The 26,158-nt window shown below is 58.2% G+C and carries 27 protein-coding genes; 10 read left to right on the forward strand and 17 right to left on the reverse strand.

All coding sequences use genetic code 11. The annotated features are described in order from the left end of the window. Positions 1–39: 39 nt before the first annotated feature. Complete coding sequence (gene pyrH, locus ABSB80_RS09205) at positions 40–744, reverse strand: UMP kinase (RefSeq protein ID WP_428370319.1); 705 nt, start codon at positions 742–744, stop codon at positions 40–42. On the opposite strand from pyrH, the gene ABSB80_RS09210 reads away from it, so the two are divergent. After that, on the forward strand, positions 728–943 hold the full coding sequence (locus ABSB80_RS09210; RefSeq protein ID WP_428370320.1) for a hypothetical protein: 216 nt from the start codon (positions 728–730) through the stop codon (positions 941–943). The genes pyrH and ABSB80_RS09210 overlap by 17 nt on opposite strands. A 77-nt stretch (positions 944–1,020) precedes the next feature. Here ABSB80_RS09210 and ABSB80_RS09215 read toward each other — a convergent pair whose 3' ends face one another. Both ABSB80_RS09215 and ABSB80_RS09220 read right to left on the reverse strand, forming a co-directional pair. Further along, positions 1,021–2,868 (reverse strand): histidine kinase N-terminal 7TM domain-containing protein, encoded by a 1,848-nt coding sequence (locus ABSB80_RS09215; protein ID WP_428370321.1) that lies wholly within the window; start codon positions 2,866–2,868, stop codon positions 1,021–1,023. A gap of 198 nt (positions 2,869–3,066) precedes the next feature. After that, a complete protein-coding gene (locus ABSB80_RS09220; RefSeq protein WP_428370322.1) occupies positions 3,067–3,396 on the reverse strand; it encodes a hypothetical protein in 330 nt (109 codons plus the stop codon). Here ABSB80_RS09220 and amrS point away from each other — a divergent pair. The 4 genes from amrS to ABSB80_RS09240 all read left to right on the forward strand — a co-directional run bounded on the left by amrS (position 3,395) and on the right by ABSB80_RS09240 (position 6,048). Continuing rightward, a complete protein-coding gene (gene amrS / locus ABSB80_RS09225) occupies positions 3,395–4,408 on the forward strand; it encodes an AmmeMemoRadiSam system radical SAM enzyme (protein ID WP_428370323.1) in 1,014 nt (337 codons plus the stop codon). The genes ABSB80_RS09220 and amrS overlap by 2 nt on opposite strands. After that, positions 4,398–4,892 carry a Mut7-C RNAse domain-containing protein gene (locus ABSB80_RS09230; RefSeq protein WP_428370324.1) on the forward strand — a complete coding sequence of 165 codons (495 nt, stop codon included), beginning with the start codon at positions 4,398–4,400 and terminating at the stop codon, positions 4,890–4,892. Before amrS ends, ABSB80_RS09230 begins: the two co-directional genes overlap by 11 nt. A gap of 83 nt (positions 4,893–4,975) precedes the next feature. After that, complete coding sequence (locus tag ABSB80_RS09235) at positions 4,976–5,719, forward strand: response regulator (protein ID WP_428370325.1); 744 nt, start codon at positions 4,976–4,978, stop codon at positions 5,717–5,719. Between the two features lie 65 nt (positions 5,720–5,784). After that, complete coding sequence (locus ABSB80_RS09240; protein ID WP_428370326.1) at positions 5,785–6,048, forward strand: DUF4405 domain-containing protein; 264 nt, start codon at positions 5,785–5,787, stop codon at positions 6,046–6,048. Positions 6,049–6,249: 201 nt separating this feature from the next. On the opposite strand, the gene ABSB80_RS09245 is transcribed toward ABSB80_RS09240, so the two are convergent. Both ABSB80_RS09245 and ABSB80_RS09250 read right to left on the reverse strand, forming a co-directional pair. Beyond that, positions 6,250–7,530, reverse strand: coding sequence for a sensor histidine kinase (locus tag ABSB80_RS09245; RefSeq protein WP_428370327.1), 1,281 nt, complete (start codon positions 7,528–7,530; stop codon positions 6,250–6,252). A gap of 87 nt (positions 7,531–7,617) precedes the next feature. Continuing rightward, on the reverse strand, positions 7,618–8,694 hold the full coding sequence (locus ABSB80_RS09250; RefSeq protein WP_428370365.1) for a response regulator: 1,077 nt from the start codon (positions 8,692–8,694) through the stop codon (positions 7,618–7,620). Here ABSB80_RS09250 and ABSB80_RS09255 point away from each other — a divergent pair. Then, positions 8,626–8,814, forward strand: coding sequence for a hypothetical protein (locus tag ABSB80_RS09255; RefSeq protein ID WP_428370366.1), 189 nt, complete (start codon positions 8,626–8,628; stop codon positions 8,812–8,814). The two genes, ABSB80_RS09250 and ABSB80_RS09255, sit on opposite strands and share 69 nt — an antisense overlap. A 574-nt stretch (positions 8,815–9,388) precedes the next feature. Here ABSB80_RS09255 and ABSB80_RS09260 read toward each other — a convergent pair. The 12 genes from ABSB80_RS09260 to ABSB80_RS09315 all read right to left on the reverse strand — a co-directional run bounded on the left by ABSB80_RS09260 (position 9,389) and on the right by ABSB80_RS09315 (position 19,657). Continuing rightward, entirely contained in the window at positions 9,389–9,913 is a 525-nt protein-coding gene (locus ABSB80_RS09260; RefSeq protein WP_428370328.1) for an NADH-quinone oxidoreductase subunit B family protein, read from the reverse strand. Between the two features lie 9 nt (positions 9,914–9,922). Further along, the gene (locus tag ABSB80_RS09265; RefSeq protein ID WP_428370329.1) at positions 9,923–11,503 is read right to left on the reverse strand and encodes a hydrogenase large subunit; all 1,581 of its coding nucleotides are present in this window, start codon (positions 11,501–11,503) and stop codon (positions 9,923–9,925) included. After that, the gene (locus ABSB80_RS09270) at positions 11,503–12,981 is read right to left on the reverse strand and encodes a proton-conducting transporter transmembrane domain-containing protein (protein ID WP_428370330.1); all 1,479 of its coding nucleotides are present in this window, start codon (positions 12,979–12,981) and stop codon (positions 11,503–11,505) included. Before ABSB80_RS09270 ends, ABSB80_RS09265 begins: the two co-directional genes overlap by 1 nt. Beyond that, entirely contained in the window at positions 12,978–13,670 is a 693-nt protein-coding gene (locus ABSB80_RS09275; protein WP_428370331.1) for a hydrogenase subunit, read from the reverse strand. Before ABSB80_RS09275 ends, ABSB80_RS09270 begins: the two co-directional genes overlap by 4 nt. Continuing rightward, a complete protein-coding gene (locus ABSB80_RS09280) occupies positions 13,667–14,608 on the reverse strand; it encodes a respiratory chain complex I subunit 1 family protein (protein ID WP_428370332.1) in 942 nt (313 codons plus the stop codon). Before ABSB80_RS09280 ends, ABSB80_RS09275 begins: the two co-directional genes overlap by 4 nt. Next, entirely contained in the window at positions 14,605–16,548 is a 1,944-nt protein-coding gene (locus ABSB80_RS09285; RefSeq protein WP_428370333.1) for a proton-conducting transporter transmembrane domain-containing protein, read from the reverse strand. Before ABSB80_RS09285 ends, ABSB80_RS09280 begins: the two co-directional genes overlap by 4 nt. An 87-nt stretch (positions 16,549–16,635) precedes the next feature. Continuing rightward, a complete protein-coding gene (locus ABSB80_RS09290; RefSeq protein WP_428370334.1) occupies positions 16,636–17,280 on the reverse strand; it encodes a GNAT family N-acetyltransferase in 645 nt (214 codons plus the stop codon). 465 nt (positions 17,281–17,745) lie between these two features. Beyond that, complete coding sequence (locus tag ABSB80_RS09295; protein ID WP_428370335.1) at positions 17,746–18,084, reverse strand: hypothetical protein; 339 nt, start codon at positions 18,082–18,084, stop codon at positions 17,746–17,748. 82 nt (positions 18,085–18,166) lie between these two features. Then, positions 18,167–18,670, reverse strand: coding sequence for a ferredoxin-thioredoxin reductase catalytic domain-containing protein (locus ABSB80_RS09300; protein ID WP_428370336.1), 504 nt, complete (start codon positions 18,668–18,670; stop codon positions 18,167–18,169). Then, positions 18,667–18,948 (reverse strand): glutaredoxin family protein, encoded by a 282-nt coding sequence (locus tag ABSB80_RS09305; RefSeq protein ID WP_428370337.1) that lies wholly within the window; start codon positions 18,946–18,948, stop codon positions 18,667–18,669. The genes ABSB80_RS09300 and ABSB80_RS09305 overlap by 4 nt, the downstream gene beginning before the upstream one ends. Positions 18,949–19,161: 213 nt before the next feature. Continuing rightward, positions 19,162–19,350 (reverse strand): ferritin-like domain-containing protein, encoded by a 189-nt coding sequence (locus tag ABSB80_RS09310; RefSeq protein ID WP_428370338.1) that lies wholly within the window; start codon positions 19,348–19,350, stop codon positions 19,162–19,164. A gap of 16 nt (positions 19,351–19,366) precedes the next feature. Next, a complete protein-coding gene (locus ABSB80_RS09315; protein ID WP_428370339.1) occupies positions 19,367–19,657 on the reverse strand; it encodes a ferritin-like domain-containing protein in 291 nt (96 codons plus the stop codon). 209 nt (positions 19,658–19,866) lie between these two features. Between ABSB80_RS09315 and carA the strand changes: the two genes are divergently transcribed. From carA to ABSB80_RS09335, 4 genes are all read left to right on the forward strand, one after another. Then, on the forward strand, positions 19,867–20,922 hold the full coding sequence (gene carA / locus ABSB80_RS09320; RefSeq protein WP_428370340.1) for a glutamine-hydrolyzing carbamoyl-phosphate synthase small subunit: 1,056 nt from the start codon (positions 19,867–19,869) through the stop codon (positions 20,920–20,922). Next, complete coding sequence (gene carB / locus ABSB80_RS09325; RefSeq protein ID WP_428370341.1) at positions 20,923–24,084, forward strand: carbamoyl-phosphate synthase large subunit; 3,162 nt, start codon at positions 20,923–20,925, stop codon at positions 24,082–24,084. A 131-nt stretch (positions 24,085–24,215) separates the two neighbouring features. Next, on the forward strand, positions 24,216–24,719 hold the full coding sequence (locus ABSB80_RS09330; RefSeq protein ID WP_428370342.1) for a cupredoxin domain-containing protein: 504 nt from the start codon (positions 24,216–24,218) through the stop codon (positions 24,717–24,719). A gap of 172 nt (positions 24,720–24,891) precedes the next feature. After that, positions 24,892–26,097, forward strand: a complete 1,206-nt coding sequence (locus ABSB80_RS09335) for an argininosuccinate synthase (RefSeq protein WP_428370343.1) — start codon at positions 24,892–24,894, stop codon at positions 26,095–26,097. The last annotated feature ends 61 nt before the right edge of the window (positions 26,098–26,158 follow it).

Consider the following 26,158-nt stretch of genomic DNA (forward strand, 5'->3'; position numbering starts at 1 on the left):
ATTCATTTTTTCTGATTTGAAGAACCGAAGGATTATTTCTCACAGAGGCAGCGGGTTCTTCTCCCCATCAGAGACCACGGTACCCCGGTATCTGCCCTTGAGGACTGCATTCGAGAGGTTCCTGGGTTCGCGCCCGTCAAGGACCACGAGCGGGATCCGGCTCCTCTCCACCACCCGTGCGGCGACGATGTCCAGCACGTTGTTCGAGCCGGCGCCAAGCGCGGTGCCGCCCACGATCTCCAGCAGTTTTTTCGGTGTCATCGCGTCAAACCGGGTCGCGTCCGGGTTCTCCCTCGGGTCGGCGGTGTAGATCCCGTCCACCGAGGTCGCGTTGATGAAGACCGCGGCACCGACCCGTTCGGCGAGGACCGCTGCCACCGCATCGGTCGTCTGGCCTGCCGTGATACCCCCCATCACGACTATCTTTCCCGACTCCCCGAACTTCTTTGCCTCCGCGTGGCTCTCCGCCACTTTCGGGTACGCGTCTTCGCCAAGGGCCGCGATCAGCATGGTCGCGTTCAGCCGGGTGACGAGGATGCCGACCTCATCGGATGTGCCCTCGTCGATCCCGAGCTCGCGGGTGATGCCGATGTACCTGCGGGCCTCGCCACCTCCCCCGACTACAACGTAGAGGCGGCAGTGCTTTGCGATCTTCCTCAGGACGGGAACGTATTCCCTGATCGTATGGTTTTCGAGGGACGGGATCAGGATGGAGCCGCCCAGCGAGATGACAACCTTCTTCATTGCACTAGTTTTTGTACCGGGTGCTCATATAGAGTTGTTGACCATGCTCTACTGCCCTTCCTGTAAAAGCGACCAGATCTTTCCGGTGGCCGGCGGGTACATCGGACAGGTATACCTCTGTAAGAAATGCGGGTACCGGGGGTCGTTTGTCCTTGAGGCTGATACTTCTCCCGAAGATACCGAACCGGAAAACCCCTGACAGTCAGCACTGCCCTCAGGATCCGACCTTCATTTACCGAAAGAATGAGCCCCTTCACGCCGGCAGCGGTTCTACCATCAGCCGGGCAGGATCCCGCCGGTCGCGTCCTGCCCTGAAAACCGGAACGCTCCCGGAGGGACCGTCATTTCGAACCTCGCCCCCTTCCCCGGTTCTCCGCTCTCACGGATTGTTATTCCCGTTATCCCGAGGATCTCCCTGACGAGGAAGAGCCCGAGCCCGGTATTTTTCCCGAACCCCCGCTCAAAGATCCGTTTCTTCTCACCGGCCGGAACCCCCGGGCCGTCATCTTCCGCATAGAGGACAAGGGTCCCGTCCTTCAGGGCGTACCTGACGGAAAATGTCTGCATCCCGTGTGCATACCTGAGCGCGTTGTCGAGGAGGTTGTAGATCACCCTCTCGAAGAGCTTGTCTGCGAGCAGTTCAAGCCCCCGGGTATCGTCAACGGTCCGGACACCGGAACAGTCGAGATGGCCCGCCGCTTCCTTCAGGAGCTCCCCGACGTTCTGCCAGGACGGAGCGGCAACACCGAGGTCCTGGTATTTCTGGGTAAAATCGACAAGGGTCAGGATTCCTTCTGCAGAACCGCGTGCTTTTGCGAGGTCTTCCCGCTGCCCGTTCCCCACGTCCTGGTCTGAAGCGAGGTCGAGGTAGATGAAGAGGGCGGTCAGCTTGTTCTTCACGTCGTGCCGGATGATGCTGGAGAGGAGGTTGAGCTGGGAGTTCGCCTTCCGGAAAGCGGTCTCGGCATTTTTCCTGTCCGTCACGTCGCGGAACGTAAGAATATGGCCTCCCTCATGATATCCTTCAGACGGGATGGTAACGGTCTGGACGTCATAGATGCGGGGGGAACCCCGGGCTGGAAGCGTGATCTCGCCCCCCTCCACTCCCGGTGTCCCGGCAGGAGCGACAAAGCGTGCCAGTCCTGGCACGCATCTGGCCAGTTGCCGGCCCACCCCTTCGTCTTCAGATACCCCGAGCAGAGCTGTTCCGGCAGGGTTGATGAGCGTTATGCGGCCGTCCGCATTTGTAGCAACAACGCCATCCTTCATCGTCTTTACGAGGAGGGAATGCGTCAGGGGCTGCAGGGAAAAGAGCTCGAAGTTGAGCGTTGCAGCAATGAGTGCAAAGCCCGAGATCACGAAGGTAACCGGGGTCCAGTCGAACCCAGGATCGGGTCCGAAGTCGAAGATATAGAAAAGGGTTGCAAGAAAGGGGACAGAACCCGCTGCAAGGATAAGGTATATCTGGGTACGGAACAGCGTTCCCACTGTCCGGTAGCGGAGAACAAAGAGGAGGAACGCCGTCAGGATAAGGACAAACGAGTACGACGCGGTGATCCAGAAGAGCGGGCCGCGGCTGAATGTCCAGATAAGAGAATTCCTCGGGCCCCCGATGGCAGAAAAGCCGGTATAATACAGGTGGTGAAAATCATTCGTCAGAACAAGGCAGACCGACAGGACCGGGATCACGAAAAGGAGCGCAAGGAAGAGACGGGAAGGCCGGTTGTCATGCTCGGTATACCAGAGTGCAAAGAGCAGGTACGCAACGGGGATGGTAACTATTGCAGGATACGCCAGCCGGTCCATCGAGATTGCAGTGGTGAGATCAGTATGCGCCAGCGAGAACGCGGATGTGCCCAACCAGACTGTTGCGGCAGCGAAGAGAACAAGAACCGGGATGATCCCCGGGATATGGCGGCGTTTCCATGCAAAGAGCGTGAATGACCCGAGAAGAACTGCTGAAATCGCAAGGACAAGCGCAAGGGGGGAGTACTGCCAACTCATAGGGTCCTGCCTTCCTGCTTCCGCACCATACTGGTATTCTTGCAGGGACAGGGAAAAGGGTTCCGGTAACCTGCGGTCTTTCCCGGTACGTCTGCCGTCCATTTCCCATCCGATCTCCATCAGCTGGTTCCGGATATACCGTGGCTTTGTCAGGGATTCTTCTCAAGGGAAACAGACATGAATCAATCGAGTTCACTCCGAAACCATGAGAATTATTCCGTTACGAGAGCTCCCCGCCTCAGGGCCTCTCAGAGGAGTCAATCGTCGCATAAGCGAGGATTGACTGGAGAAGAATCCTCATGGATTCTTCGACTTGCTTCATCCTGTACGGATGAAGCAGAGGAAGTTTGGAAAAACTTCCTCTTGCCGAGTCTCGGGGCGAGTCGAAAATTCTCTCTCAGAGAATTTTCTCAAGCCAGCCCTGCCCATCATGTCGCGGCAGGCTCCCCGTTGGGGACAGCCGAAGGTTGTGGAGAAGATTTTCAGGGAAAAATCTTCGACTGCGGCGGCGTTCATCGCAATGATAAAAGAGAAACCACCCTCCAGTGATATCCGAATAATACGATTTTCAACGGAAACGGAAGAGTCCCCCACAGCACCCATATCTTCATGTTCAGGAAGAACGATCCTCCATCCGGAGATACCCATGCACGAAGCCCTCCAGTACGCTAAACTTGAGAACAGGACGGTGAAGTGTTCCCTCTGCAACCACCGCTGCGTGATACATGAGGGAAAGCACGGGATCTGCGGGGTCCGCATCAATGAACAGGGCACGCTCTACGCGGCAACGTACGGGAAGATCAGCGCGGAGGCCGTCGACCCGATCGAGAAGAAACCCCTGTTCCACTACCTGCCCGGGACATTGTCCTATTCACTTGGCAGCGTGGGGTGCAACTTCCACTGCGAGCACTGCCAGAACTGGCATATCTCGAGGGCTGAACTCAAAGGGGCGGTGCTCCGCGACCTCTCCCCGGAAGAAGGGGTGAGCCGTGCACGGGAAAGCGGGAGCGCGAGCATCTCGTGGACCTATAACGAGCCAGCGATCTGGCACGAGTACCCCCTTGACATGGGCATGCTGGCAAAAAAGAAGGGACTTGGCACCGTGTACGTGACGAACGGGTACATCACCGAAGAGGCCCTGCGGGAGCTCGCCCCTATGCTCGGGGCGTACCGGGTCGATCTCAAGGCGTTCAGCGACGACTTTTACCGGAAGGTCTGCGGCGCCCGGCTCCAGCCGGTGCTCGATTCCGCGGCCCTCGCACGCGAGCTCGGCATGCACGTCGAGACCGTCACCCTCGTCATCCCCGGCCTCAATGACGGCATGGACGAGATGAAGGCCCTGATCCTGTGGGTGATCGAACACCTCGGGCCTGCAACCCCCATGCACTTCTCGGCATTCCACCCGGACTACAAGATGACCGACCGCGGGGCGACCCCGGTCGCCACACTCGAGAAGATCTACCGGATGTCAAAGGAACTCGGGCTCCGCTTCCCGTACCTCGGGAACGTCTACCACCACGAGTACGAGAACACGTACTGCCCGTCGTGCGGGGCGACCCTCATCGAGCGCCAGGGGTTCTCGAGCCGGTTCCGGGAGCTCGACGGGCAGCAGTGCAGGAAATGCGGGGAAACGATCGAGATCGTGCGGCATGTCGGCTGATACCTCCATGGAGACCCGGTTCATCGCCGACCGGATGCTGGGCACCCTGACCCGCTACCTCCGGTTCATGGGCTATGACACCACGAGCGCAAACAGGCTTGCCGCCGGGAACAGTAAAGAGGACACCCTTCTCCTCGACATGGCACGGCAGGAGCACCGTGTCCTTCTCACACGGGACGCAGAACTCGCCCGGCGCGGGAGAGAGCAGGCCGTATTCATCATCTCCGAGAACGTGATGGAGCAGGTGCAGCAGCTGATCGACCTCGGGTTTGCGAGGCGGCGGCTGGACCTGAGCCGGTGTTCGCTCTGCAACACTCCCCTGCGCGACGCGGACGAAGCGGAGATTGCCGGTTCGGACTATGCCCCCCGGGACAGGACCGGACTCACCTTCTTCTGGTGCGGGCAGTGCGGGAAACTCTACTGGAACGGATCGCACGGGAAGCATATTTCCGAACGGATCGGGCGGGAACTGCGGGAGCGATAACCATCCCGTGAGGAAGAGTCTCCTGCGGCGCTATGGAATTATAATAACATTTTTATTGTCAATCGGGATACTCAGTATAGCTCATGGAAGCTCACCCGCAGAACCGGATGTCCCGTTATATGGACGCAGTCAGGACGCTGTTTACGGGAGAGGAAGCCGGGCGGTCGGAAAAAGAGATGATCCTTATCGTCGATGACGACCCGGATATTTCCTATCTTATCAAGCTCTTCCTCGATAGGAAAGGCTACCCGAGCATCATTGCATCGGGCGGGCAGGAGTGCCTCGATATCCTGAAAAAAGAGCGCCCCGGGGTCATACTTCTCGATGTCCTGATGGCCCCCATGGACGGGTGGAAGACCCTCGAACACATTAAGAAAGACCCCCGAACCAAAACCATTCCCACCCTGATCCTGACCGGCAAGGCGATCACGCCGGCCGAGGCACGGCAGTACAACATCTGCATCGAGGACTATGTCATGAAGCCGTTCGGCCAGAACGATCTCTATGCTGCGGTCGAGCAGGTGCTGTTGCGGAAGCGGAAGATCGAGGAGTCGATCGTGCTCGCGAAGAAAGCGGGGGTTGACAAGGAGATGTTCTGCGAATTTGCCAAACTCTCCAAGCGCGTATCGGTCAACCGGAAACTGATCGGCATGCTGGAGAAGACCTACCGGGGGCCGGTGCGGGAGGAGATCACCAACAGCGAGGCAAAGAAGGTCATCGAACAGATGGTGATGACCACGCGGTCCAGCGAAGACCGGATCCAACAGCTGAAGCGCGAGATCGGGTCAGCGTTCATGGCAAAAGGGTTCCCCATGCCCAGCTGGTGACCTCCCACTTTCCAAACATCCATTATCTCCCGCCCCATACCATTGAACGGGAAAGATGAGTGGCGATGAAACCCCAGGTTCTCATATGGGTCGTTGATCTCCTGATGGGAATTGCGTTCCTGGTCTGCTTTGTGACCGGGCTCCTCAAATATACCGTATTATTGCAGCTGTCGGGGCTGAACAACGTGGTCCTGCCCTCTGCATTCCTGTCCGACCTCCATGACCAGTCAGGTATCCTCCTGGGAGTGCTGGTATTCATCCACCTGTACCTGAACCGGAAGTGGGTCATCACCATGACGAGGAGGATCGTTGCAGGGGAGATGGAGTGAAATAAATCCGTTTTTAAAACAAGATCAGCAGGGGAATCGTTTCCCTGACAGATGTGGTTTTACGCTGCGTAAAATAGAGAGAAAATCCGTATTTGCGGTCAGATACCGGTCCGGGGAGTAAAAGGCACCGCGATGGATACGTAGGTTCCGCAAAGAATGTTACCGTGCTTTGACCAGCCTTCGTTGACAGGCCGACCAGGTTTATTTTTCAATTGCTGCCCGGTAATTGCCTTCCGGAACGGCAATCTCGAACCGTGCACCTTTCCCCGTTTCCCCGGTTTCTGATATGGTGAGACCGGTGATCGAAAGGATCTCCCTGATGAGAAAGAGCCCGTACCCGGTATTTTTCCCGTATCCCCTCTGGAAGATCCGGATTTTTTCCTCAGGGGGAATCCCGGCTCCATCGTCTTCGCAGATGATTACGAGAGATCCCCGGTGCTGCTCACATGAAAAACGGATGCGGGTGAACGGCACTGCATACCGGAGGGCGTTGTCAGCCAGGTTGTAAAAGACCTTCTTGAGAAGAGGATCGGCATACAGTTCGTACCCGGCGCAGTCATTCTGCAGCTGGATAGTGCCAAGTACGAGCAATCCCCGTGAACGCTCGATGGTCTCGTGCAGGTTCTGCCACTCGGGGGCATGCACTCCGATATCCTGATATTCCTTTGTGAAGGAGATCTGGGAGCGGATGGTATCTGCAGCGCGTTCACATTTCTCAAAGAATTCCCGGGATTTTGTTATGTCATTCTGCTCTTTCCCCAGTACCAGATACCCGGAAAGGGCGGAGAGCTGGTTGAGGATATCGTGCCGGGTTACATTGTTCATGAGGTTGAGTTTCCGGTTGGCCTCAAGGATCGCCTTCTCTGCCTGTTTTCTTTCGGTTATGTTACTTGAGATCACGGTTACGGCAATGACCTCGCCGGATGCCGGGTCGATGACCGGGTGAAGCTGCCGGAGAAAATATCTCCCTTTCCGCCCGTACTCATCCTGAAGGGAAGATCCGGTGCTGATCACTTTTTTAACAAGGTCCGAGAACCGCCCGGTCTCTTCACGGGAATGAAGATCGGCATACGTTTTTCCCTGGAATTCCCCGGAAGAAATTCCTTGCCGTGCGAGATGGTGGGTATTCATCAGGAGGTACTTTCCCTCGGGGTCGACCGTATAGATCGATTCATCGGCAGACTCAACAAACGAGCGGTACCGGGCTTCCGACGTCCTCAGGAGGTTCTCGGCGGCAATCCTCTTCGCAAGCTCTTCCGATGCTGTCCGGTGCGCTGCATGGAGAGACTGGAAGGTGAAATAGGCTATGACAATTGCAAGGCAGCTGGTGAACAGGATGGTGAAGGTGTGGGATTCCCACACGGTGATCCCGGGATCCAGAATCTGCTTGACCAGCTCAAAAATGGTCATTACGATAAGCGTACCGAGAAATACCACGAGCAGGGATGGCCTGAGACTGGTGAAAAAAATCTGCCGGTCCATTCTGTCGTACCTATTGCCTGAAAGTCTGATGAATTTATTCAATGGGATTTGGCAGCCGGAGTACCGGGCCGCCGCCCGCGATCATGCTTAAGATCCTTCCTCAGGTCTCTTACCGGTGTGAATGGCAGAGATCCTGGCAATCCGGAACCTCGAACTCAGGGTGACGTGGACCCGGAATTCGGCAAGCCCGACCTTTACGGTACGGTGTACTGAATGAAGTACGGCCCGGTCGATATCAGCCAGGATCTCGCGAATATCCTTCGGGATAAACGATTCGAGCCGGGCACCATTTCCGCATTCTACTAAGGCTTCGATTGCTGCATCGTTGAAGTAGGTTATCCGTCCGTTGATATTCAGTTCGATGACCGGCGTAATTTCAAGGTGGGGGAACGCCGCGATGTTCTTGAGCTCCCGTGCCGCAGCCAGTTTCCGGGATATATCGTTCATCATGATCATGTGGCCGAAGTGAAGATTACCCCGGTCAAGGGGCGCGATGTGGATCTCGCAATCGATAGCAAATCCCCTGCGGTGAAGGAACCGGGTTGTCACTTTGGATCTGCCGGTCTCTTTCAGGTCGCTGACGATCTGGCCTGCTATCTGCCGGTAGGTCTCTTCATTTTCGTAGAGCCTGCAAAGGTGCATGCCGACAAGGTCTGCGGGCGAATATCCCAGCATCCGGGCAAGGGAATCATTCACCCATTGGAGCGTACGTTCCCGGACGAGGGCGATCCCGTTCGGCGATGCGGCAAGGATCGCGTTCAGCACGTCATTCGTTTCACGGAGCGCGGACTCGGAGCGGCACTGGTCCACGGCACGGTGGATCTTGTGCGAAAGTTCAGCATATTGCGCCTTCGGTTCCCCGCCTTTCTGCATGTAGAAGGTCGCCCCGTGGTTGATGGCATCGATGACGACTTCTTCCCTGCCCTTCCCGGTGAAGAGGATGAACGGCAGAAAAGGAGTGGTCTTCCGTATCATCTTCAGGAACGCAATCCCGTCAATCTCCGGCATCTGGTAATCGGAGACGACTACATCAAACGTGCTTTTGCGGATTTTTTCCAGGGCATCGGCTGCCGATTCAGCAGTTGTTACATTCATATGAAAGTGCTGCTCGATATACAGCTTGCTGACTTCGAGGAGCAGCGGCTCATCATCCACCAGGAGCACATGGACCGGCTGCCCGGGAGACCGGGAGAGTGCTATATCCGATGGAGGGCGACCGGATGTACGGTTATTCGTTGTTCTGGTGCCGGGGCCTGCATGAACGGGACGATCGTTATCTCCTGAGTCCTGCTGACGGCATTGTGTGGGCATGGGTGATCCTCACTGAGTCACGGTTACGCTGGAAAGATCCGGGTTCAGGATTATCCATCTCCCTGAGGAGGAAAATCCGGTGATTCCTGTTTTCCGATCAGGTATGGAATTGAGAGGGATATTTATTTTTCGAATGATGACTATATTTTGGATTGAGAGGTATATATTGCAATAATCTCCTATATATTTTACAGCTGAACCGGTTCAGGCTGAATGGAAAACAGACGGAGAGGGTTTGCCCCGGATATGAAGACCTGGGATGAGGTCGTATTAAGAGAGGTCGGGCTGCTGAAAGTACCCGTGCAACCGGCGCGACCTCACCGGGGGCCCCCGGGCCGCCGTGGATAACGGCCGAGCGAATACGGCCTGTGCCCCCATTTCCGAACGGCCCCCATACGCTACCGGTTATCTTCCGGGGTATAAATTGTCCCTCCCGGCAGCAGGGTACCGGCCCCCGGTATCCGGAGCAACCATCAACCGTTCCTGCCGGGAAAGGTAACCTTTGTCAGAACACCCGGAGACCTTTGCCTGTCAAAAGGGAGGAGCATCAGTCCCGGTCTTTCTCTCCCGCCTTCCTCATCAGTGCCAGCAGCCCTTCAAGGATCTGCACGGGTGTGGGCGGGTTACCCGGGATCTTCAGGTCCACGGGCAGCAGCCGGTCCGCCCCCCCAAGCACGGCATAAGTGCCCCGATAGATCCCGCCATCACAGGCATCGTCCCCGACAGCAACGACAAATTTCGGGGAAGGCATCGCATCGTAGGTCTTCTTCGCGGCAATCGCCATGTTGTGGGTCACGGCGCCCGTGATGATCAGCACGTCCGCGTGCCGGGGGGATGCGACAAAGGTGATGCCAAACCGCTCGACATCGTAATACGGGTTGTTCAGGTTGTTAATCTCGATCTCGGTCGCGTTGTCGCTGCCCGCGTCCAGCTCGCGGATGGCAAGGCTCCTCCCGAAGACCGCGTCGACCGAGCGCCGGATCTTCCGGCCCAGTATCTCAATCTCCCCGTCCCGGGCCGGCCCCTCTTCGGTCACTTTCTTCTTGATAAAACAGGAAAATGCGTTGACCATCGCTCCACCTCACAGGTCCGTCCCGGCATAGGACAGGTTCATACTCTTGTTGATGACCGGGAAATCCGGGACTATGTTCCCCTGCACCGCGTGTTCGATAGCCTGCCAGTTGCAGAACGAGGCGGTCCTCACCTTGTACCGGTCGATGAGCCCGTCCCTGACCCGCACCCAGCAGAGGTTCTGCCCCCGGGCCGATTCCACGAGTGCCAGTGCATACCCGTCGCCGACCGCCACGTCGCCCTTCACCGGGCCTTCGGGCACCTGGGCAAGCAGCCGGTCGACCAGGTCGAGCGAGTCGAGGATCTCGGCTGCTTTCACCGTGAACCGCGAGAGGACGTCCCCGTCGTTGAGCGGTTTCATGGCCGGGGCGAAGCGGTCATAGATGCCGTACGGGTGGTTGACCCGAACGTCGACCCTGCCCCCGGAAGCCCGCGCCGCTGGACCGGTGATATTGAGCGGGCGCAGCAGGTACTTCCGGATCACCCCGGTCGTCGCGAAGCGGTCGATCACGGAGGTGGTGGAGAGGACGATCTTCAGGCCGACCCGGTAGCGCTTCCGGAACTGCCGGGTGAATGCCGCAAGCGCGGAGAGGTCCGCCTTACTGACATCCTGTGCAAGCCCGCCGGGTACGATCACCCCCCGCATGAACCGCGAGCCGGTCAGCCGGGCGTTCATGCGGAAGACGTCCTCCCGGAGGACGGAGAACTGGGCGGCCCCGAGCGGGAAGGCGACATCGACCAGCATGCCGGCCTGGTCCCCGAGGTGCGAGCAGATCCTCTCCATCTCGAGAAGGATGGTCCTGAGGTACCAGGCCCGTTCCGGTACAGGAGTGCCGGAGATCTTCTCGACCGCGAGGCAGAATGCCCCCGCGTTTGCCACCGACTCGTCGCCGCTCACCGCCTCGGCGACTCCGACGGACTCCTGCGGGGTCTTCCCCTCCGCGAGTTTCTCGATCCCGCGGTGCGTGTAGAACATGCGGACCTCGAGGTTGAAGATGGTCTCGCCGATCACGCTGAACCGGAAATGCCCCGGCTCGATGATGCCCGCGTGGACCGGCCCGACCGGTACCTGGTACACGCCTTCGCCGCTGACATTCCTGAACGGGTATTCATCCGCAGGATCCACGGATTGTCGGGTGACAACGGGCCCGTTCCGGAACGACCTGGCCAGCGGGTGGAAACCGTCGGGATAGGTCTCGTGGAGGAAGAGCCTCCTCGTGTCGAAGGCACCGTCGAACTCAACGCCGAACCCGTCCCGGCACTCGCGCTCGAACCAGGATGCGGAAGGGAAGATCCGGGCAACCGAACTGGTCCTCCCGTCGCAGTCCCGGATGAGGATGATGATCCGGGTCTTCTTCTCGAAGACATAGAAGAGCGAGAACCGTGCTGATGCGGAGAACCCTTCCACACAGAACAGGCCGATCAGGACGCACTTGCGGGCAGCGAGGTTTGTAATAACCTGCAGGAACCCGCGTTCACCGGGAGCCACGTAATATTCACCGTTGCACCCCCGGTCTATCTGCAGGGCCGCCCCTCCGGGCCCCAGGAGCTGGCGAACGTCTGCGATATCAGGAATCTCGTCGGTTGTCATCAGAACCTCAGCTCCGCGACGATCTGATTGAGGAATGTCACTTCCCCCTTGGTAAAGACTATCCCGAGGACGAGGATAATGCAGAGCAGGACGATAACGGGCACCTTCATGCCGGCAGGAGTAGGGTACTGCCGGATATCAGTCGGATGTTCTGGGGACGACACCTGAGTAAAAGTCGTGATCACGTAGTAACCGAGTGCCGAGGCCGCGATAAAGAGCAGGACAAGGACTATCAGTACCTCCCAGAGTGAGACCGTGCCGATTTGGAGCAGGATGAAGAGCTTGGAGAAGAAGATCGGGAAGAGAGGCATGCCGCTGATAGCAAGCCCGCCGATGATGATGCCCCAGGCGGCAAGCGGCTGGAGCCGGAAGACGTCCCGGATCTCGTCGGCAGCATCGCTCGAGAGCGGGCTCCGGTACTGGCGGTGGAGGATCCCTGCCGAGAAGAAGAGGGAGGCTTTTGTGAAGGAGTGGGCCATGACGTGGAAGAGGACCCAGAAGATGGCCAGGGGTGTGGCTACCGCGATGCCGAGGAGCAGGATGCCCATATTCTCCACGCTCGAGAACGCCACCAGTTTCTTGAGGTTCTTCTCGCCCAGCATGGAGACCGCGGCAATGCCGACGGTAAAGAGCCCGAAGAGGGCAATCAGCGGGGCAACCGTGGAGACGGCCGGGGTCTGGTGGACGATGGCAAAGACGCGGAGGATGCCGTACATCCCCACGTTCAGGAGGACTCCCGAGAGGACGGCGCTGACGGCAGAGGGCGCCTTGGCATGGGCTTCCGGGAGCCAGGTATGGAACGGGAAGATACCGCACTTTGCGGCAAACCCGACAAAGACGAGGGCGAACGCGGCGACCATCATGCCCGCCGGGAACGAGGGGGCCTGCTGGATCAGGGCGGTCCAGTTCAGGCTGCCGCTCCCCGTCGCAGTGCGGGAGATCTCGAAGAGGAAGATCAGCCCGACGAACGAGAAGAGCATCGAGACCGATGCAATGAAGATGTACTTGATGGCAGCGTCGATATTCTCCCGGGCATAGAGGATCGCGACGAGCATGGCGGAGATGACCGTGGTCAGCTCGGCAAAGATCCAGAAGAGGGCGAGGTTGTCCGAGAAGAACGCAAGGACGATGATGGGGAGGAGGAGGGCCCACGCCGCGTAGAAGAGCCTGAGGCTCCCTTTCCCGAGTTCCCTGCTCTCGAGCAGTCCCTCGACATACCCCCGGGCATAGACCGCGGCGAGGGTGAAGACCACAGCCGTGATCAGCACTTCGTAGATGCCGAGGTGGTCGATGAAAAAGAACTGGCTGCCGACGATGAATGACGATACCGGGATCCCTGACAGGAGGACGAAGCCTGCCAGCATCAGGAACAGGACCCCCTCAAGGATGCAGACTGCATTCATCTGCCGGTGGGTGCGGCTTGCGGCTACCAGGACAAGTGCACAGACCGCCGTGAGGACAGATGCTTCCAGGATCATGGTGTCTCCTCCATCCCTTCAAGGAGGTGGAAGCGGTGCAGCCGTTTGTGGTAGTCCTCGAGCGTCGAGTCGATCCCCACCGTCAGGATGGTGGTCAGGAGGACGAGGATGATCAGGTCGATGATGATCAAAAACTCGATAATGAACGGCAGTTCGGTGACGAACATGCCGAAGAGCAGCACCCCGTTTTCCATGGAAAGGTAGCCCAGCACCTTGGTGATGGCACGTTTTCTCGAGAAGGTCACCATCATCCCCATCAGCATCAGGGAGATCCCAAGGACGGCACCGAAGAAGAAGAGGCTCTCCCGAGCCGGTGTCCCCTGCAGGATCCTCGAGAGCGCGCTGTAAATGACCAGCATCAGGCCCATCGAGAGGAGGAGCGAGGTCGTCGGGCTCAGGTAATGGAACTCGATGTCCCGCTTGATCCGCACCCGCTCCTGGATGGCAGCGATGAAGTAGGGGATGACCAGTACCTTGGTGACAAATGTGAGGACCGCGATGGCAAGGAGGACGGTCGTCCCTTCGAGCGACCAGAGGGCGAGCGCTATGCAGACGAGCGTCAGAGACTGGAGGGCGTAGACGGAGACGACCGAGAGCAGGTTGCGGGTAGAGATGATATAGGCCGCCGTGATGATCACGATGGCGAACAGGATCCTGACGATACTCTGGATATAGGCCGGGTCGATCATGCGAACACCTCGATGATGATGATCAGGGTGGAGAAGAAGAATGCCATGGCAAACAGGCTGGGGAGCCGGAAGAACCGCATCTTGGCCATGGAGGATTCGAAGAGCCCGGTGACCCCTGCAAGAACGGAGCCCTTGATGATGAAGAGTACAACTGCTGCAAGGATTCCGGCCGCGGTGATGCTGGTCGCTAGCCCGTACGGGACGACCAGGTTGATGAGGAGCGCCATCAGGAGTGTCAGCTTCACCGCGGACGAGAGCTCCATCAGGGCAAGGTTGCGCCCCGACTGCTCGAGGATCATCCCTTCGTGGATCATGGTAAGTTCCAGGTGCGTCTCCGGATTGTCGACCGGTATACGGGAGGTCTCGACGATGAGGATGATGAAGAGGGAGATCCCGATCAGGATCAGGGTCGGCGTGGAGAGCGTACCGGCAGCAGCGGATGCCACAAACATATCGAAGACGTTGAGTGTCCTGAAGACGAAGACAAGGGCGGCAAAGACGATGATGGTCGTGGGTTCGATGATGGCCGAGATGCTCATCTCCCGCGAACTGCCCATCCCGCCGAAGGAACTCCCCGCATCGAGCCCGGCGAGGGCCATGAAGAACTTGGCAAGGGCGAGCAGGTAGAGCAGGAGGATAATATTGCCGATGCCCCCGACCGGTTCAGGGACAAAGACGAGGGGGACGAAGAGGGCGGCGACCAGGACTGCCGCGATGTTCACGATCGGCGTGACCCGCATGATGGCCGAGGCGTGGGGGGAGTAGATGACCTCCTTTTTTGCGAGTTTTGCCAGCGTGAAGTAGGTCTGGAAAACGGACGGGCCATTCCTCCCCTGCGTCCACGCCTTCACCTTTTTGATGAGGCTGACAAAGAGCGGGGAGATTGCGAGCACAAGGAGCGTGTTCACCACGAGGTACAGGACAAACGACAGGTTCATGCAAACCACCCGAGGAAGAGGATGATGGCAATGACCGTGACAAAGACGTACAGGAGGTACGTGTCGAGGCAGCCGTTCTGGAACCTTGAGAGCAGAGCCGCAGCCCGGCACGAGGCCCGCGCCACGGGCAGGTAGAAGTACTCCTCGAAGACTTTCATGAGCCGGATCTCCCCGGTCCCTTCCCGGAAGATGCAGTTTTGTCCGTCGAAGAACGTCCGCTCGTTCCTGATCCGGGTGCGGTAGATGGCCGAGAAGATGACATCGATAGGTTCCGAGAACCCATGGCCGCTGTATTCCGTGGACGGCTGCTGCGACGGGGTGCCGCAGCCCCATGTCTCGGAGATCCGGACCTCGCGGGAAGCGGTGAAGTACAGGACCACGTACGCAAGCGCTGCCATCACAAGGAGGAGGAGGCCGACGAGCAGCATGTCCGGCATGGGAACCGGAAAGCCCGACAGGGAGAAGATCTGGAATGCGAAGAGTCCGAGGAATACGCACGCGGCAGCGAGGATCGCGGGGGCGGCGATCATCGCCGCAGGCACTTCCCGGGCCCCGGCACTTTCCGGGGAGCGGGGGAGGGCGAGGAAGATGGAGCCGTAGGCCTTGACAAAACAGGCTGCCGAGAGTGCGCTCGTCAGGGCAAACAGGGAGAGGCAGATGAAGAGCAGGACCTTGAAGAACGGGTCGACTAGTGCCACGGACGAGAAGAACGAGATGAAGATGAGGACCTCGCTTGCAAACCCGTTGAGCGGGGGGAGGGCGGCGATCGCGAGGGCCCCGATGAAGAAGAGGGCCGAGGTATACGGCATCCGGTGGGCGAGGCCGCCCATCTGCTCGATGTCCCGCGTACGGGTGGCGTGGATGACCGAGCCAGAGGTGAGAAAGAGAAGGCTCTTGAACAGCGCATGGTTCAGGGAATGGAAGAGCGCACCGAGGAGGCTGATCAGGGCGAGCTGGGGGAGGTGGTACGCGGTGAAGATCACAAAGAGCCCGGTGCCGATGAAGATGATCCCGACATTCTCGATGCTTGAGTAGGCGAGCATCCCCTTGACATCGTGCTCCTTCAGGGCGTAGATCACCCCGAGGACTGCTGAAGCGGTGCCTGCAGCGAGGATCAGGACGCCCCACCACAGATCCGGGGTGAAGAGACCGAGGAGGAACCGGATCAGCCCGTAAACCGCTATCTTCAGCATCACGCCCGACATCAGCGCGGAGATCGGCGACGGGCTTGCAGGATGGGCGTACGGGAGCCACTTGTGGAACGGGATGATGCCGCCCTTGATGGAGAACCCCAGGAAGAGCGAGAGGAAAGCCGCCGTAACGAGGGGCGAGGCTGCAGCTCCCAGGGGGGCGATGGCAAACGACCCGGTCTGCTCGTAGAGGGCGATGATGCCGAGGAGGACGAAGAGCGTGGAGATCTGGGTCATCACGAAATAGAAAATGCCGGCCTTCCGGGTCTCGGGCTCCCGGTACTCGTACATGACAAGAAAGAACGATGCACCCGCCATCAGCTCCCAGAAGAGGAGGAAGGAGAGCGTCGTGGCCGAGGCGACGACAAGGGCCATGGCAAGAATGAAGAGGTTTGTACAGCCGCAGAGGAGGTTCCTCCGCGACCCGCCGGTAAGGTGTTCGGTATATTCATGCGAGTAGATCGCCACGCACCCTGAAACGAGCGCGATGATCAGGATGAAGAATGCTGCGAGCCGGTCGACCATGAACGCGAGGGAGATCCCGGCAACGGGCTGGTAACCGACAAATGCAAGGGTGCCGCCGCCTGCAAGGACATCCAGCGCGACAAAACCCAGCAGGACTGATGCGCAGAGGATACAGGTGAGGGAGAACGTCCGGATGACCCGGCGATCGTACTGCGCGAAAACCAGGGGAACGACAAAACCCAGGAACAGCAGCACGAGAGCGGTGAAAAAGATCTCAGGAATCATCGTATTCCCCCGTTCTCCTGTGGCAGTGAACGCCGGGCGTCCCTCTTTCCATCCCGAATGCAGTATCCCGCCACCATCTGTTTCCCTTCAGGTATTTTCCGTTGCAGGGACTGCCCCTGCATCACGTTTCATAGGTAAGACATCGAGCCCCCCAAGGTTGCCGAGCGCAAAACTGAATCGGTCCCGGATGGACTTCGGTAGCTCGGCCTCGCGGATAGGGTGGAACCCGAGGCTCCCGTAAAAGTCCACGAGTTCAAGTTTCGAGTGCATGTAGAGGGTGTCGTTCTTCCCGCATTCCCCGACGAGCAGTGCCATGACCGAGCGGGCAAACCCCTGCCGCCGGTATTCGTCGAGCACGTACACCGCGTCCACTTCGAGCCCGTCGGGGTGCCGGGCACAGCGGGCCACTCCGATGAGCTTGGTCCCGGCGAACGCTGCAAAGAGGCGGTCGTTCCGGTGGTCTGCTTTCTGCTGGTGGTAATGGATCCAGAGTTCGCGTTCGGCCCTGGCCATCTCCTCCTCCGAGAGCTCCCTGACTTCGGCTGAACCGACGACCCCCAGGGGAGCAGGGACAGCACCACCGTCAAAGAACGCTTTCCCGATCCGGTGGAGGAAGTGCGGGCGGAAGGTAACAAAGCCCCCGCTCTCCTCTCCTGCCAGCGCGTAGAGCGTGAGGAGCGTCTGGTCCTCGTTGAACGGTTCAGAATCGGAATATGCCGACAGGGCCGGCATCCGGCACCTCCTTTCTTCCGGAGAGGACGAAGTGAGAATCACAACAGGTTGTATACATCGGGATCATCAGGAGATAGTTTTCTGAAAACGATTTACACCGGTTATTTCTCCCCCCATATATAACTGGTGCTGCATTCTACTGCGGGAGAGGGCGTATTTTTCCCGGGTCACGAGCGAGCCGGTTCCCTGTCTAGGTAAATCACCGGGACGGCACAGCGGAATACCTGCTGGTTCGTAAAAACGGTGGATTCCGGACATTTCCCGTTATGCGCGTTTCAAAGAGATACATAGTTGAAAAATAGTTGAAAAAAAACTTTGGAGAAATCATCGATATTCATTGTAGATATATTGGAGGAGACCGCTCTTCCCGAAGGAAAGAACAGGCTTCCTCATAACCACTTGAAATGATAACCTGATTTATTGAAAAATAGGTTTCTCCAGAGCCGAAAAAAAGGAAAAACCGGTTTAAAGTTCCTTCTCGATCTCTCTTTTGATCCGGTCCAGGGTGATCCTCCCGATCTTCGTCACCCGGCCGTTGACCAGGACCATGGGGACGGGGGGATACTCCTTCTCGATGATGGCGCGGATGTGATCGGGGGCACCGCCGTCGAGCAGGGTGAGTTTCATCTCGACACGGTCGCCATAGGTTTCGGTGAGGACTTTTTCCAGTTCATTGAACGCATCGGTAAGTTTTCCTGAGAGATAGCAGCCAGACAGGCCGCACGTGCGGTCCTCATCGCAGGGAAAGGGGGAGCATTCAGAGGTTTTCAGGCCGACGATTTCAACCCGGAGGGTTCCTGCCATGCCAGTAGTGTTGTTCCGGGCACTATTTAGTGTTCGTCATCGGGGCCCTCCCCGGGAAAAAAGGGGTGAAATTTTTGGTGGTTCACATGAAGCGTTCGAACCGGTCCTTCGTGGCCTTGCAGATCGGGCAGACATCCGGGGGCTGGTCCCGGGCGCAGAGGTACCCGCAGACTTTGCAGCGCCACACGGGAAACGGGAGGATTGGCCCGGGTGTCGCCATGACGGTCTTGAGACTGCGCTGGCTCCGGGGTGGGCGGCGTTCAGGTACGGGAAAGAGCAGGTGTTCTCCAGCCCTGATCAGATTATTTACATACAGGGAACAATAACAAGCGCCGTATTCTGCAATATCCGGGTCCCGGTAGTCGCAGGGGCAGATGATGTCCAAGTCTTCTGCACGTTTGCCGGATGCGAGCCGGCAGGGGCACGAGCGGTAGCCGTAGCGCCGTTCGTTCTTCATCAGTCCCCGTACCAGGTTTTTCGTGAACTCGATATCCGGGTTCAAGTGGTAACCCCCGGCTTCCGCTTCCCGGTTCAGAGTCTGGTACAGGTTCTCAACGTCGGTCTCCATCAGCCCTTCGAAGATCATAAACCAATTGCCTCCCGGATCTCCTTTTCCCTGAAACCGACAATGGATTTCCGATCGTTGATGACCAGCGTGGGAAACGAACCGTGCGGGTTCCATCTCTCGACGATATCCATCGCATCGTCCTGCTCGACGCCTTCCAGCAGGTCAACATAGATAAAATCAAACGCGATTCCGGTGGTCCGGAGGAGCTGCTTGGTTTTTTCGCACCAGCCACAGGTGCTGAGGGCATAGAGCACGACTTTTCCCACGTTCTTCCCGTTCACATGTTCACCTATCATGGAAAATTCACTACCTGAAACACGTTTTTATACAAGGAAATTGCGATGGATACTATATAAAAATGGGCATCCAGGAGGTATTCTTTAAAAATAACCGGTTTTTATCATGCGTTAAGGAAGCGGAAGGAGATACCGCCCTTTTTTGCAGGTTAATTTTTTTCATGCGGGTAAAGAATCCGGACGTATCCACCGTCACCAAAAAAGAAAGAGAGATTATTTTGAGTGCATGATCAGGTTGACATCCTCGAGCAGGGCCTGGAGGTCCTCCTCGTGCTCCACCTCCTGTGAAAGGATGGTGGGGAGCATGTTGTACGTGACCGGGTCCTTGTCCTTTGTCTTCTTCATGAAAGCATTGTACGTCTTGATGGCGCACTGCTCCCCCTTGATGTTCTGCTCGAGCACCCTGACGATGAACGGGTCATCGGGGGCCTCGTACCCAGTTGGTGAGTTTGTACCAGTCCTGCGGCTTCGTGACCGGGGTCCCTCCGAGCTGGATAATCCTCGTCGTGAGGAGGGTCGCGTGGCCGAGTTCCTCGGTTGCGTGAAGGGTCAGATCGGCGATAACGGTCTCCTTGCCCGGCCCGCGGACGACTTTGGAGCCGATCCAGTACTGGTAATACGCAAGCCATTCATCGGAAAATGCCTTGTTGAGGAGCCTGAGCAGTTCCGCAACATCGGTCCCTACAATCTTTCTGCCTTGTGTTCCCATTCTGTTCACCGTCAACCGGGTTGACGTTATCATTGAATATCAGCACGTAATCTTCTTATTCGTATTTTTTCAGACAGACGCGGGTTCCGGCAATGCCTGTTTCAGGTATCTACGGCGTGAGCATGCAATGCGGGCGATAAGAGGCGAAACGGGGCGCTGGTAATTGCACTATCGTTAATAACTATTCCGGCACATACCATATGGAAATCATGAAGGCAGTTCTGGGTCTGGAAGACGGGCAATTTGTCGTCGGGGAAGGTTTCGGTGTCGAGGGGGAATGCGCCGGCGAGCTCGTGTTCAACACGCAGATGACCGGGTACATGGAATCGCTCACCGACCCGAGTTATTTCGGCCAGATCCTGATGTTCACGTTCCCGCTCATCGGGAACTACGGTGTCGACCCGAAGAACTTCCAGAACCCGAAGGTCTGTGCACTCGGGTGCATAACCAAAGAGATCTGCGAGAAACCCGCCGCCCTGCCTTCCATCAGATCCTTTTTTGAAGAGAACCGCCTTCTCGGCATGACCGGGGTCGACACCCGGGCCCTGACCATCAAGACCCGTGTCCATGGCACGATGCGGGCTGCACTCGTCGTCGGCAGTGACGATGGCGCCTCTGCCGTACAGCTTGCCCGCCGCACCCCCACGATCTGCGACACCGTCCCGATCCCCGAGGTCTCCTGCCGGGAACCCTACCACGTGAAGGGGTGCGGAAAACGGATCGCCGTCATCGACCTCGGGATCAAGAAGAACATGCTGATCAGCCTCTCGAAGCGGGGCGGGGACCTCCATGTCTTCCCGTATAATGCCACGGCCGACCAGGTCCTTGCCTGCAGGCCCGATGCCCTGTTCGTCAGCAACGGGCCCGGGGACCCCAAGCAGGCGACGGATGCCATCCGTTGCATGAAGGACCTGATCGGGCAGATGCCGGTATTCGGGATCTGCATGGGCAACCAGGTCGCGGCGCTCGCGCTCGGCGGGGACACCTACAAACTCAAGTTCGGGCACCGGGGCGCAAACCAGCCGGTACGGTTCAAAGACGGCAGGATCTTCATCACCACCCAGAACCACGGGTTTGCCGTGGATGCGGCGTCCCTTCCCGAAGGGACGAACGTCACCTACACCAACGTGAACGACGGGACCGTGGAAGGGTTCGAGAACGAGGACCTCTGCCTGACGACCGTCCAGTTCCACCCGGAGGCCCACGGGGGGCCCCGCGACACGGAGGAGCACTTCTTCGACGGGCTCTTCAGGAGGATCGCGTAAATGCCCCGCAGGACGGATATCAGGAAGGTCCTCCTGATCGGGTCGGGGCCCATCCAGATCGGGCAGGCTGCCGAGTTCGACTTCTCCGGCTCGCAGGCGTGCCGGGCGCTCCGGGAAGAGGGGGTGAAGGTCGTGCTCGTCAACTCGAACCCGGCCACCATCATGACCGACCCGGAGATGGCAGACGAGGTCTACATCGAGCCGCTCCGGGCCGATTTCATCGCCAGGATCATCGAGAAGGAGCGGCCGGACGGCATCCTCTCTGGAATGGGCGGGCAGACCGGCCTCAACCTCACCGCGGAGCTCGCCGAGATGGGTGCCCTGAAATGTGTCGAGATCCTCGGCACTCCTCTCGAGGCGATCTACAAGGGGGAGGACCGCCAGAAATTCCGCGACCTCATGAACGCAATCGGCGAGCCGGTACCGAAGAGCACGGTCATCAATTCCCTCAGCCAGGTGGACGAGGCGATCCGGGAGATCGGCCTCCCGGCTGTCGTGCGGCCCGCCTATACCCTCGGGGGAGCGGGGGGCGGGATCGGGAAGACCCGCGAAGAGCTGATCCGGATCATCGAGCTCGGGCTCTCCCGGTCCCGCATCCACCAGGTGCTCATCGAAGAGAGCGTCATGGGCTGGAAAGAGATCGAGTTCGAAGTGATGCGTGATGCCGCCGATACCTGCATCATCGTGTGCGGCATGGAAAACGTCGACCCGATGGGCATTCACACGGGCGAGAGCGTTGTCGTGGCGCCCATCCTCACCCTGCGCGATGACGAGTTCCAGATGATGCGCAGCGCGGCGATCCGTATCATCCGGGCACTCGACGTCCAGGGCGGCTGCAACGTCCAGTTCGCGTTCCAGGACGGTGACTACCGGGTCATCGAGGTCAACCCGAGGGTCTCGCGGTCGTCGGCGCTTGCATCAAAAGCAACGGGATACCCTATCGCCCGGGTGGCAGCAAAGATCGCGATTGGCCTGCGCCTCGACGAAATCACCAACACGGTAACCGGGTGCACACCCGCGTCCTTTGAACCAACCATCGATTATATCGTGGTCAAGGTCCCCCGCTGGCCGTTTGACAAGTTCAAGGGTGCGGACAGGACCCTCACGACCTCCATGAAGAGCACCGGGGAAGTGATGGCGATCGGGCGGACGCTCGAAGAGGCATTCATGAAGGCGAAGCGCTCCATTGACACCGATGTTCGGGCCCACACGAACCCGAGCGAAGTGCGGATGATCCTCTCCCGCCCGACCGATGAGCGTTTCCACTGCCTGTTCGATGCGTTCCGCCTCGGGTTCACGCTCGAAGAGACAGCGCAGCTCACCTCGATCACCCCGTTCTTCCTGGAAAAGATCAAAAATATCGTTGACCTTGAAAAACATCTCGCGGTTCATTGCAGCCCTGCCGATATTCTTGCCGCAAAAAAATACGGGTTCTCGAACGCGGAGATCGCAAAGATCTCCGGGAGACCTGCCGGGGAGATCGAGCAGGCCGCAGGACTCCCGTCCTACAAGATGGTCGACACCTGCGCTGCCGAGTTCCCGGCAAGCACCCCGTATTTCTACTCGACCCAGGAACCGGTCTGCGAAATTGTCCCGAGCACCAGCCAGAAAGTCCTCATTCTCGGCTCCGGCCCGATCCGTATCGGCCAGGGAATCGAGTTCGATTACTGCACGGTCCACGCGGTCCAGGCGCTGCGGGACGAGGGTGTCGAGGTCCACATCGTCAACAACAACCCGGAGACCGTCTCTACTGACTTCGATACCTCCGACCGCCTCTTCTTCGAACCCATGCAGCTCGAGGACGTCTCAAACATCCTCCTGAAAGACCATTACTACGGCGTGATGGTGCAGTTCGGCGGGCAGAATGCCGTGAACCTCGCCGTCCCCATAGAGAACGAGATCGCACGCCTCGGCCTTAAAACCCGGATTCTCGGGACGAGCCCTGATGCCATGGATATCGCAGAGGACCGGGACCGGTTCAGCATGCTCCTGACGAAACTCAACATCCCCAGCCCCGCGAACAGTTCCGCCTATTCCGAGAGCGAGGCCCGGGCGATGGCAGAAAAGATCGGGTATCCGGTCCTTGTCAGGCCGTCCTATGTCCTCGGTGGCAGGGCGATGGAGATCGTCCACGACGAACGCGAGCTCGAAACTTACATGAAGGAGGCAGTCAGGGTAAGCAGGAACCACCCGGTCCTCATCGATTCCTATCTCCAGAACGCCATCGAGCTTGACGTGGATGCGGTCTGCGATGGCGAAGAGGTCCTGATCGGCGGTATCATGGAACATATCGAGCAGGCCGGGATCCACTCCGGCGATTCCGCCTGCGTGATCCCGACTCAGTCCCTGCCACCCGCGGTCGTGGATACCGTACGGGAATATACCCGGAAGATAGCACTGGGACTGGGGGTGATCGGTCTTGTGAACCTCCAGCTTGCGGTCAAGGACAGTATCGTGTACGTCCTTGAGGCAAATCCCCGTGCCAGCAGGACGATCCCGTTCGTCTCCAAGGCAACGGGGATCCCCGTTGCAAAGATTGCAGCAAAGGTCATGGTCGGGAAAAAACTGAAGGACCTCGGGTATAAGGAGCGGGAGATCCGCCACGTCGCGGTCAAGGAAGTGCTGCTCCCCTTCAACAAGCTTGCGGGAGTCGACACCGTTCTTGGCCCCGAGATGAAGAGCACCGGGGAAGTCATGGGGATCGATTACGACTTCGGCCTTGCCTTTTACAAGGCCTGCATCTCTGCCGACAACGAACTGCCGCTCAAGGGAAATGTCTTCATTTCCGTGAATATCGAGCAAAAAGACGAGGCGATACCGATCGCACGCCAGCTGCGGGATCTCGGCCTCACTCTCTATGGTACGGAAGGCACGGTGGATTACCTGCACGATGCCGGGGTCGAATCAAATCTTGTCAGGAAAATCCAGGAAGGGTCACCCAACGTCCTGGACATGATGCGGCACGGGGAGATCCGGCTGATCATCAATACCCCGCAGGACCGGCAGTCCCGGCAGGACCATTACCAGATCATGCGTGCGGCAGTAGACTACCAGATCCCGTATATCACCACGCTTCAGGCAGCGCGGGCGGCGGCGCTTGCCATTGATGCCATCAAGCGAGAGAAGGTCACGCTTGAACCGATCAGCCATTATCTGAAGTAATGCCGGCGTGAACCATACCCGGTCTTTCCTTTTATCATGGATTGAGGACCCTGCCGCCAGTCCGGTCCGGCCGGGAGTATTCTGCCGGATAATTGAATATCCTTATATACCGAAATAACAAAAAAAGATGCATGAAGAAATTTCTTGTTGTTCTTGCGATCCTGTTTACCGGGATTCTGCTCGCGGGATGCACCTCGCAACCCGCAACACCCGTAGCAACCCCCACTGCCACACCGGTCATGACACCAGTCATGACAACTGTGCTCCCGACACCGGTCCCGACAACGGCAGCCCCCGTTCTTAATGTAACTGCAGCACCAACGGCTACACCAACTCCGGCGCCGACCCCCGTCCCATCCGTCACGATCACCTTCGGCCAGGCAGGGACCATCATTCCCGGGACCTCCGTCACTATCAAGGCCGGCAGCAATGTAGTCTTTGTCAACAACGATCCTTTCAAGCCGCACGGTATTCAGGCAACCGCATTCCAGTCCGGGAAATACTTTGGCAGCATGAACGCCCTATTGATCCCCTACGGAACACCCCTTACGGTTACCTTCCCCGTCGCCGGTTCATTCGGCTACACAACAACATTCCAGCCATTAATGCAGGGAGTCATCACCGTCACCAAGTAACCCAGCCCCGATATCCGTTCAGGTCAGAAAGCCTGGACACCCATTTTTTTGTTCCTGTTTCCCGGTCCGGCTGGTCAGGGTTGTATATCACGAACCCCGCAGCTGCGCCCTCGAACATATATGTCAAAAGAGCCAACCAGTACAGCATTATCACCCGGACGGGGAGTCCATCATGGGAAAAGGCACCATAGTTCTTGCATATTCCGGGGGGCTTGACACCTCCATCTGTATTCCGCTCCTGAAGGAGCGGTACGAATATGATCGCGTGGTCACGGTTGCCGTACATGTCGGCCAGCGGGACGAAGAGATTGAGGTTGCAACCAGAAAAGGCAGAAAGATGGCCGATCGCCATTATACCATCGATGTACGGGAGCGGTTTGTCCTGGAGCATATCTTTCCGGCAATAAAGGCGAACGGTTCATACGAGGGCTACCCAATGGGTACTTCCCTTGCCCGCCCGCTCATTGCAGAAGAAGTGGTGAAGATCGCCCGGAAGGAAGGCGCAACGGCCATAGGCCACGGGTGCACGGGCAAGGGCAACGACCAGCTCCGGTTCGATTTCATCATCCGCAGCGCCGGGCTCGAAGTCGTGGCCCCCATCCGTGAACTGAACCTCACCCGGGACTGGGAGATCGAGTATGCCCGTGAGCATAACATCCCCGTCCCCGTCAGAAAGGAGAAGCCGTGGAGCATGGACGAGAACTGCTGGAGCCGGAGCATCGAGGGTGGGCGCCTCGAAGACCCTGCATTCCACCCTCCCGAAGAGATCTATCTCTGGACCACCTCGCCACGGGACGCCCCGGACAAGCCGGCGAAGATCACGCTTACCTTCCAGGGCGGCATCCCCGTGGCACTGAACGGGAAGAAACTCGGGGGCTACGACCTGATCCAGAAGCTCAATGCCCTTGCAGGGAAGCACGGCATCGGCCGCAATGACCTGATCGAAGACCGGATCCTCGGCCTCAAGGCACGGGAGAACTACGAGCACCCGGCGGCCACGGTCATCCTCCTGGCCCACCGCGACCTGGAAGGGCTGGTACTTACCCGGCAGGAACTCGCCTTCAAGAGAATGGTCGATGACAGGTGGTCCGAACTCGCCTACAAAGGGCTTGTGTACGAACCGCTTTATGCGGCGCTGAATGCATTTATTGACACCACGCAGGAGCGGGTAAACGGGAAGGTGGACCTTGAATTGTACAAGGGGAGTGCCCGGGTGCTCGGCAGGAGTTCTCCCGACGCAATCTATTCCAGCGACTTCGTCTCATTTGACAGTGCGTCCATCGACCAGTGCCATGCGATCGGTGTCTCCAACTACTTCGGTATCCAGGGGCGTATGGTCAGGCAGATGCAGAGAAAGAAAAAGTCAAAGAAAAAATGATTATTTTCCCTCTTCTTCGTAAAAATATTCTTTTCCTGAAGATTTGAGTGGTGCATGATTC

This window comes from Methanoregula sp. (genome assembly GCF_050010295.1).
Classification (GTDB): domain Archaea; phylum Halobacteriota; class Methanomicrobia; order Methanomicrobiales; family Methanospirillaceae; genus Methanoregula.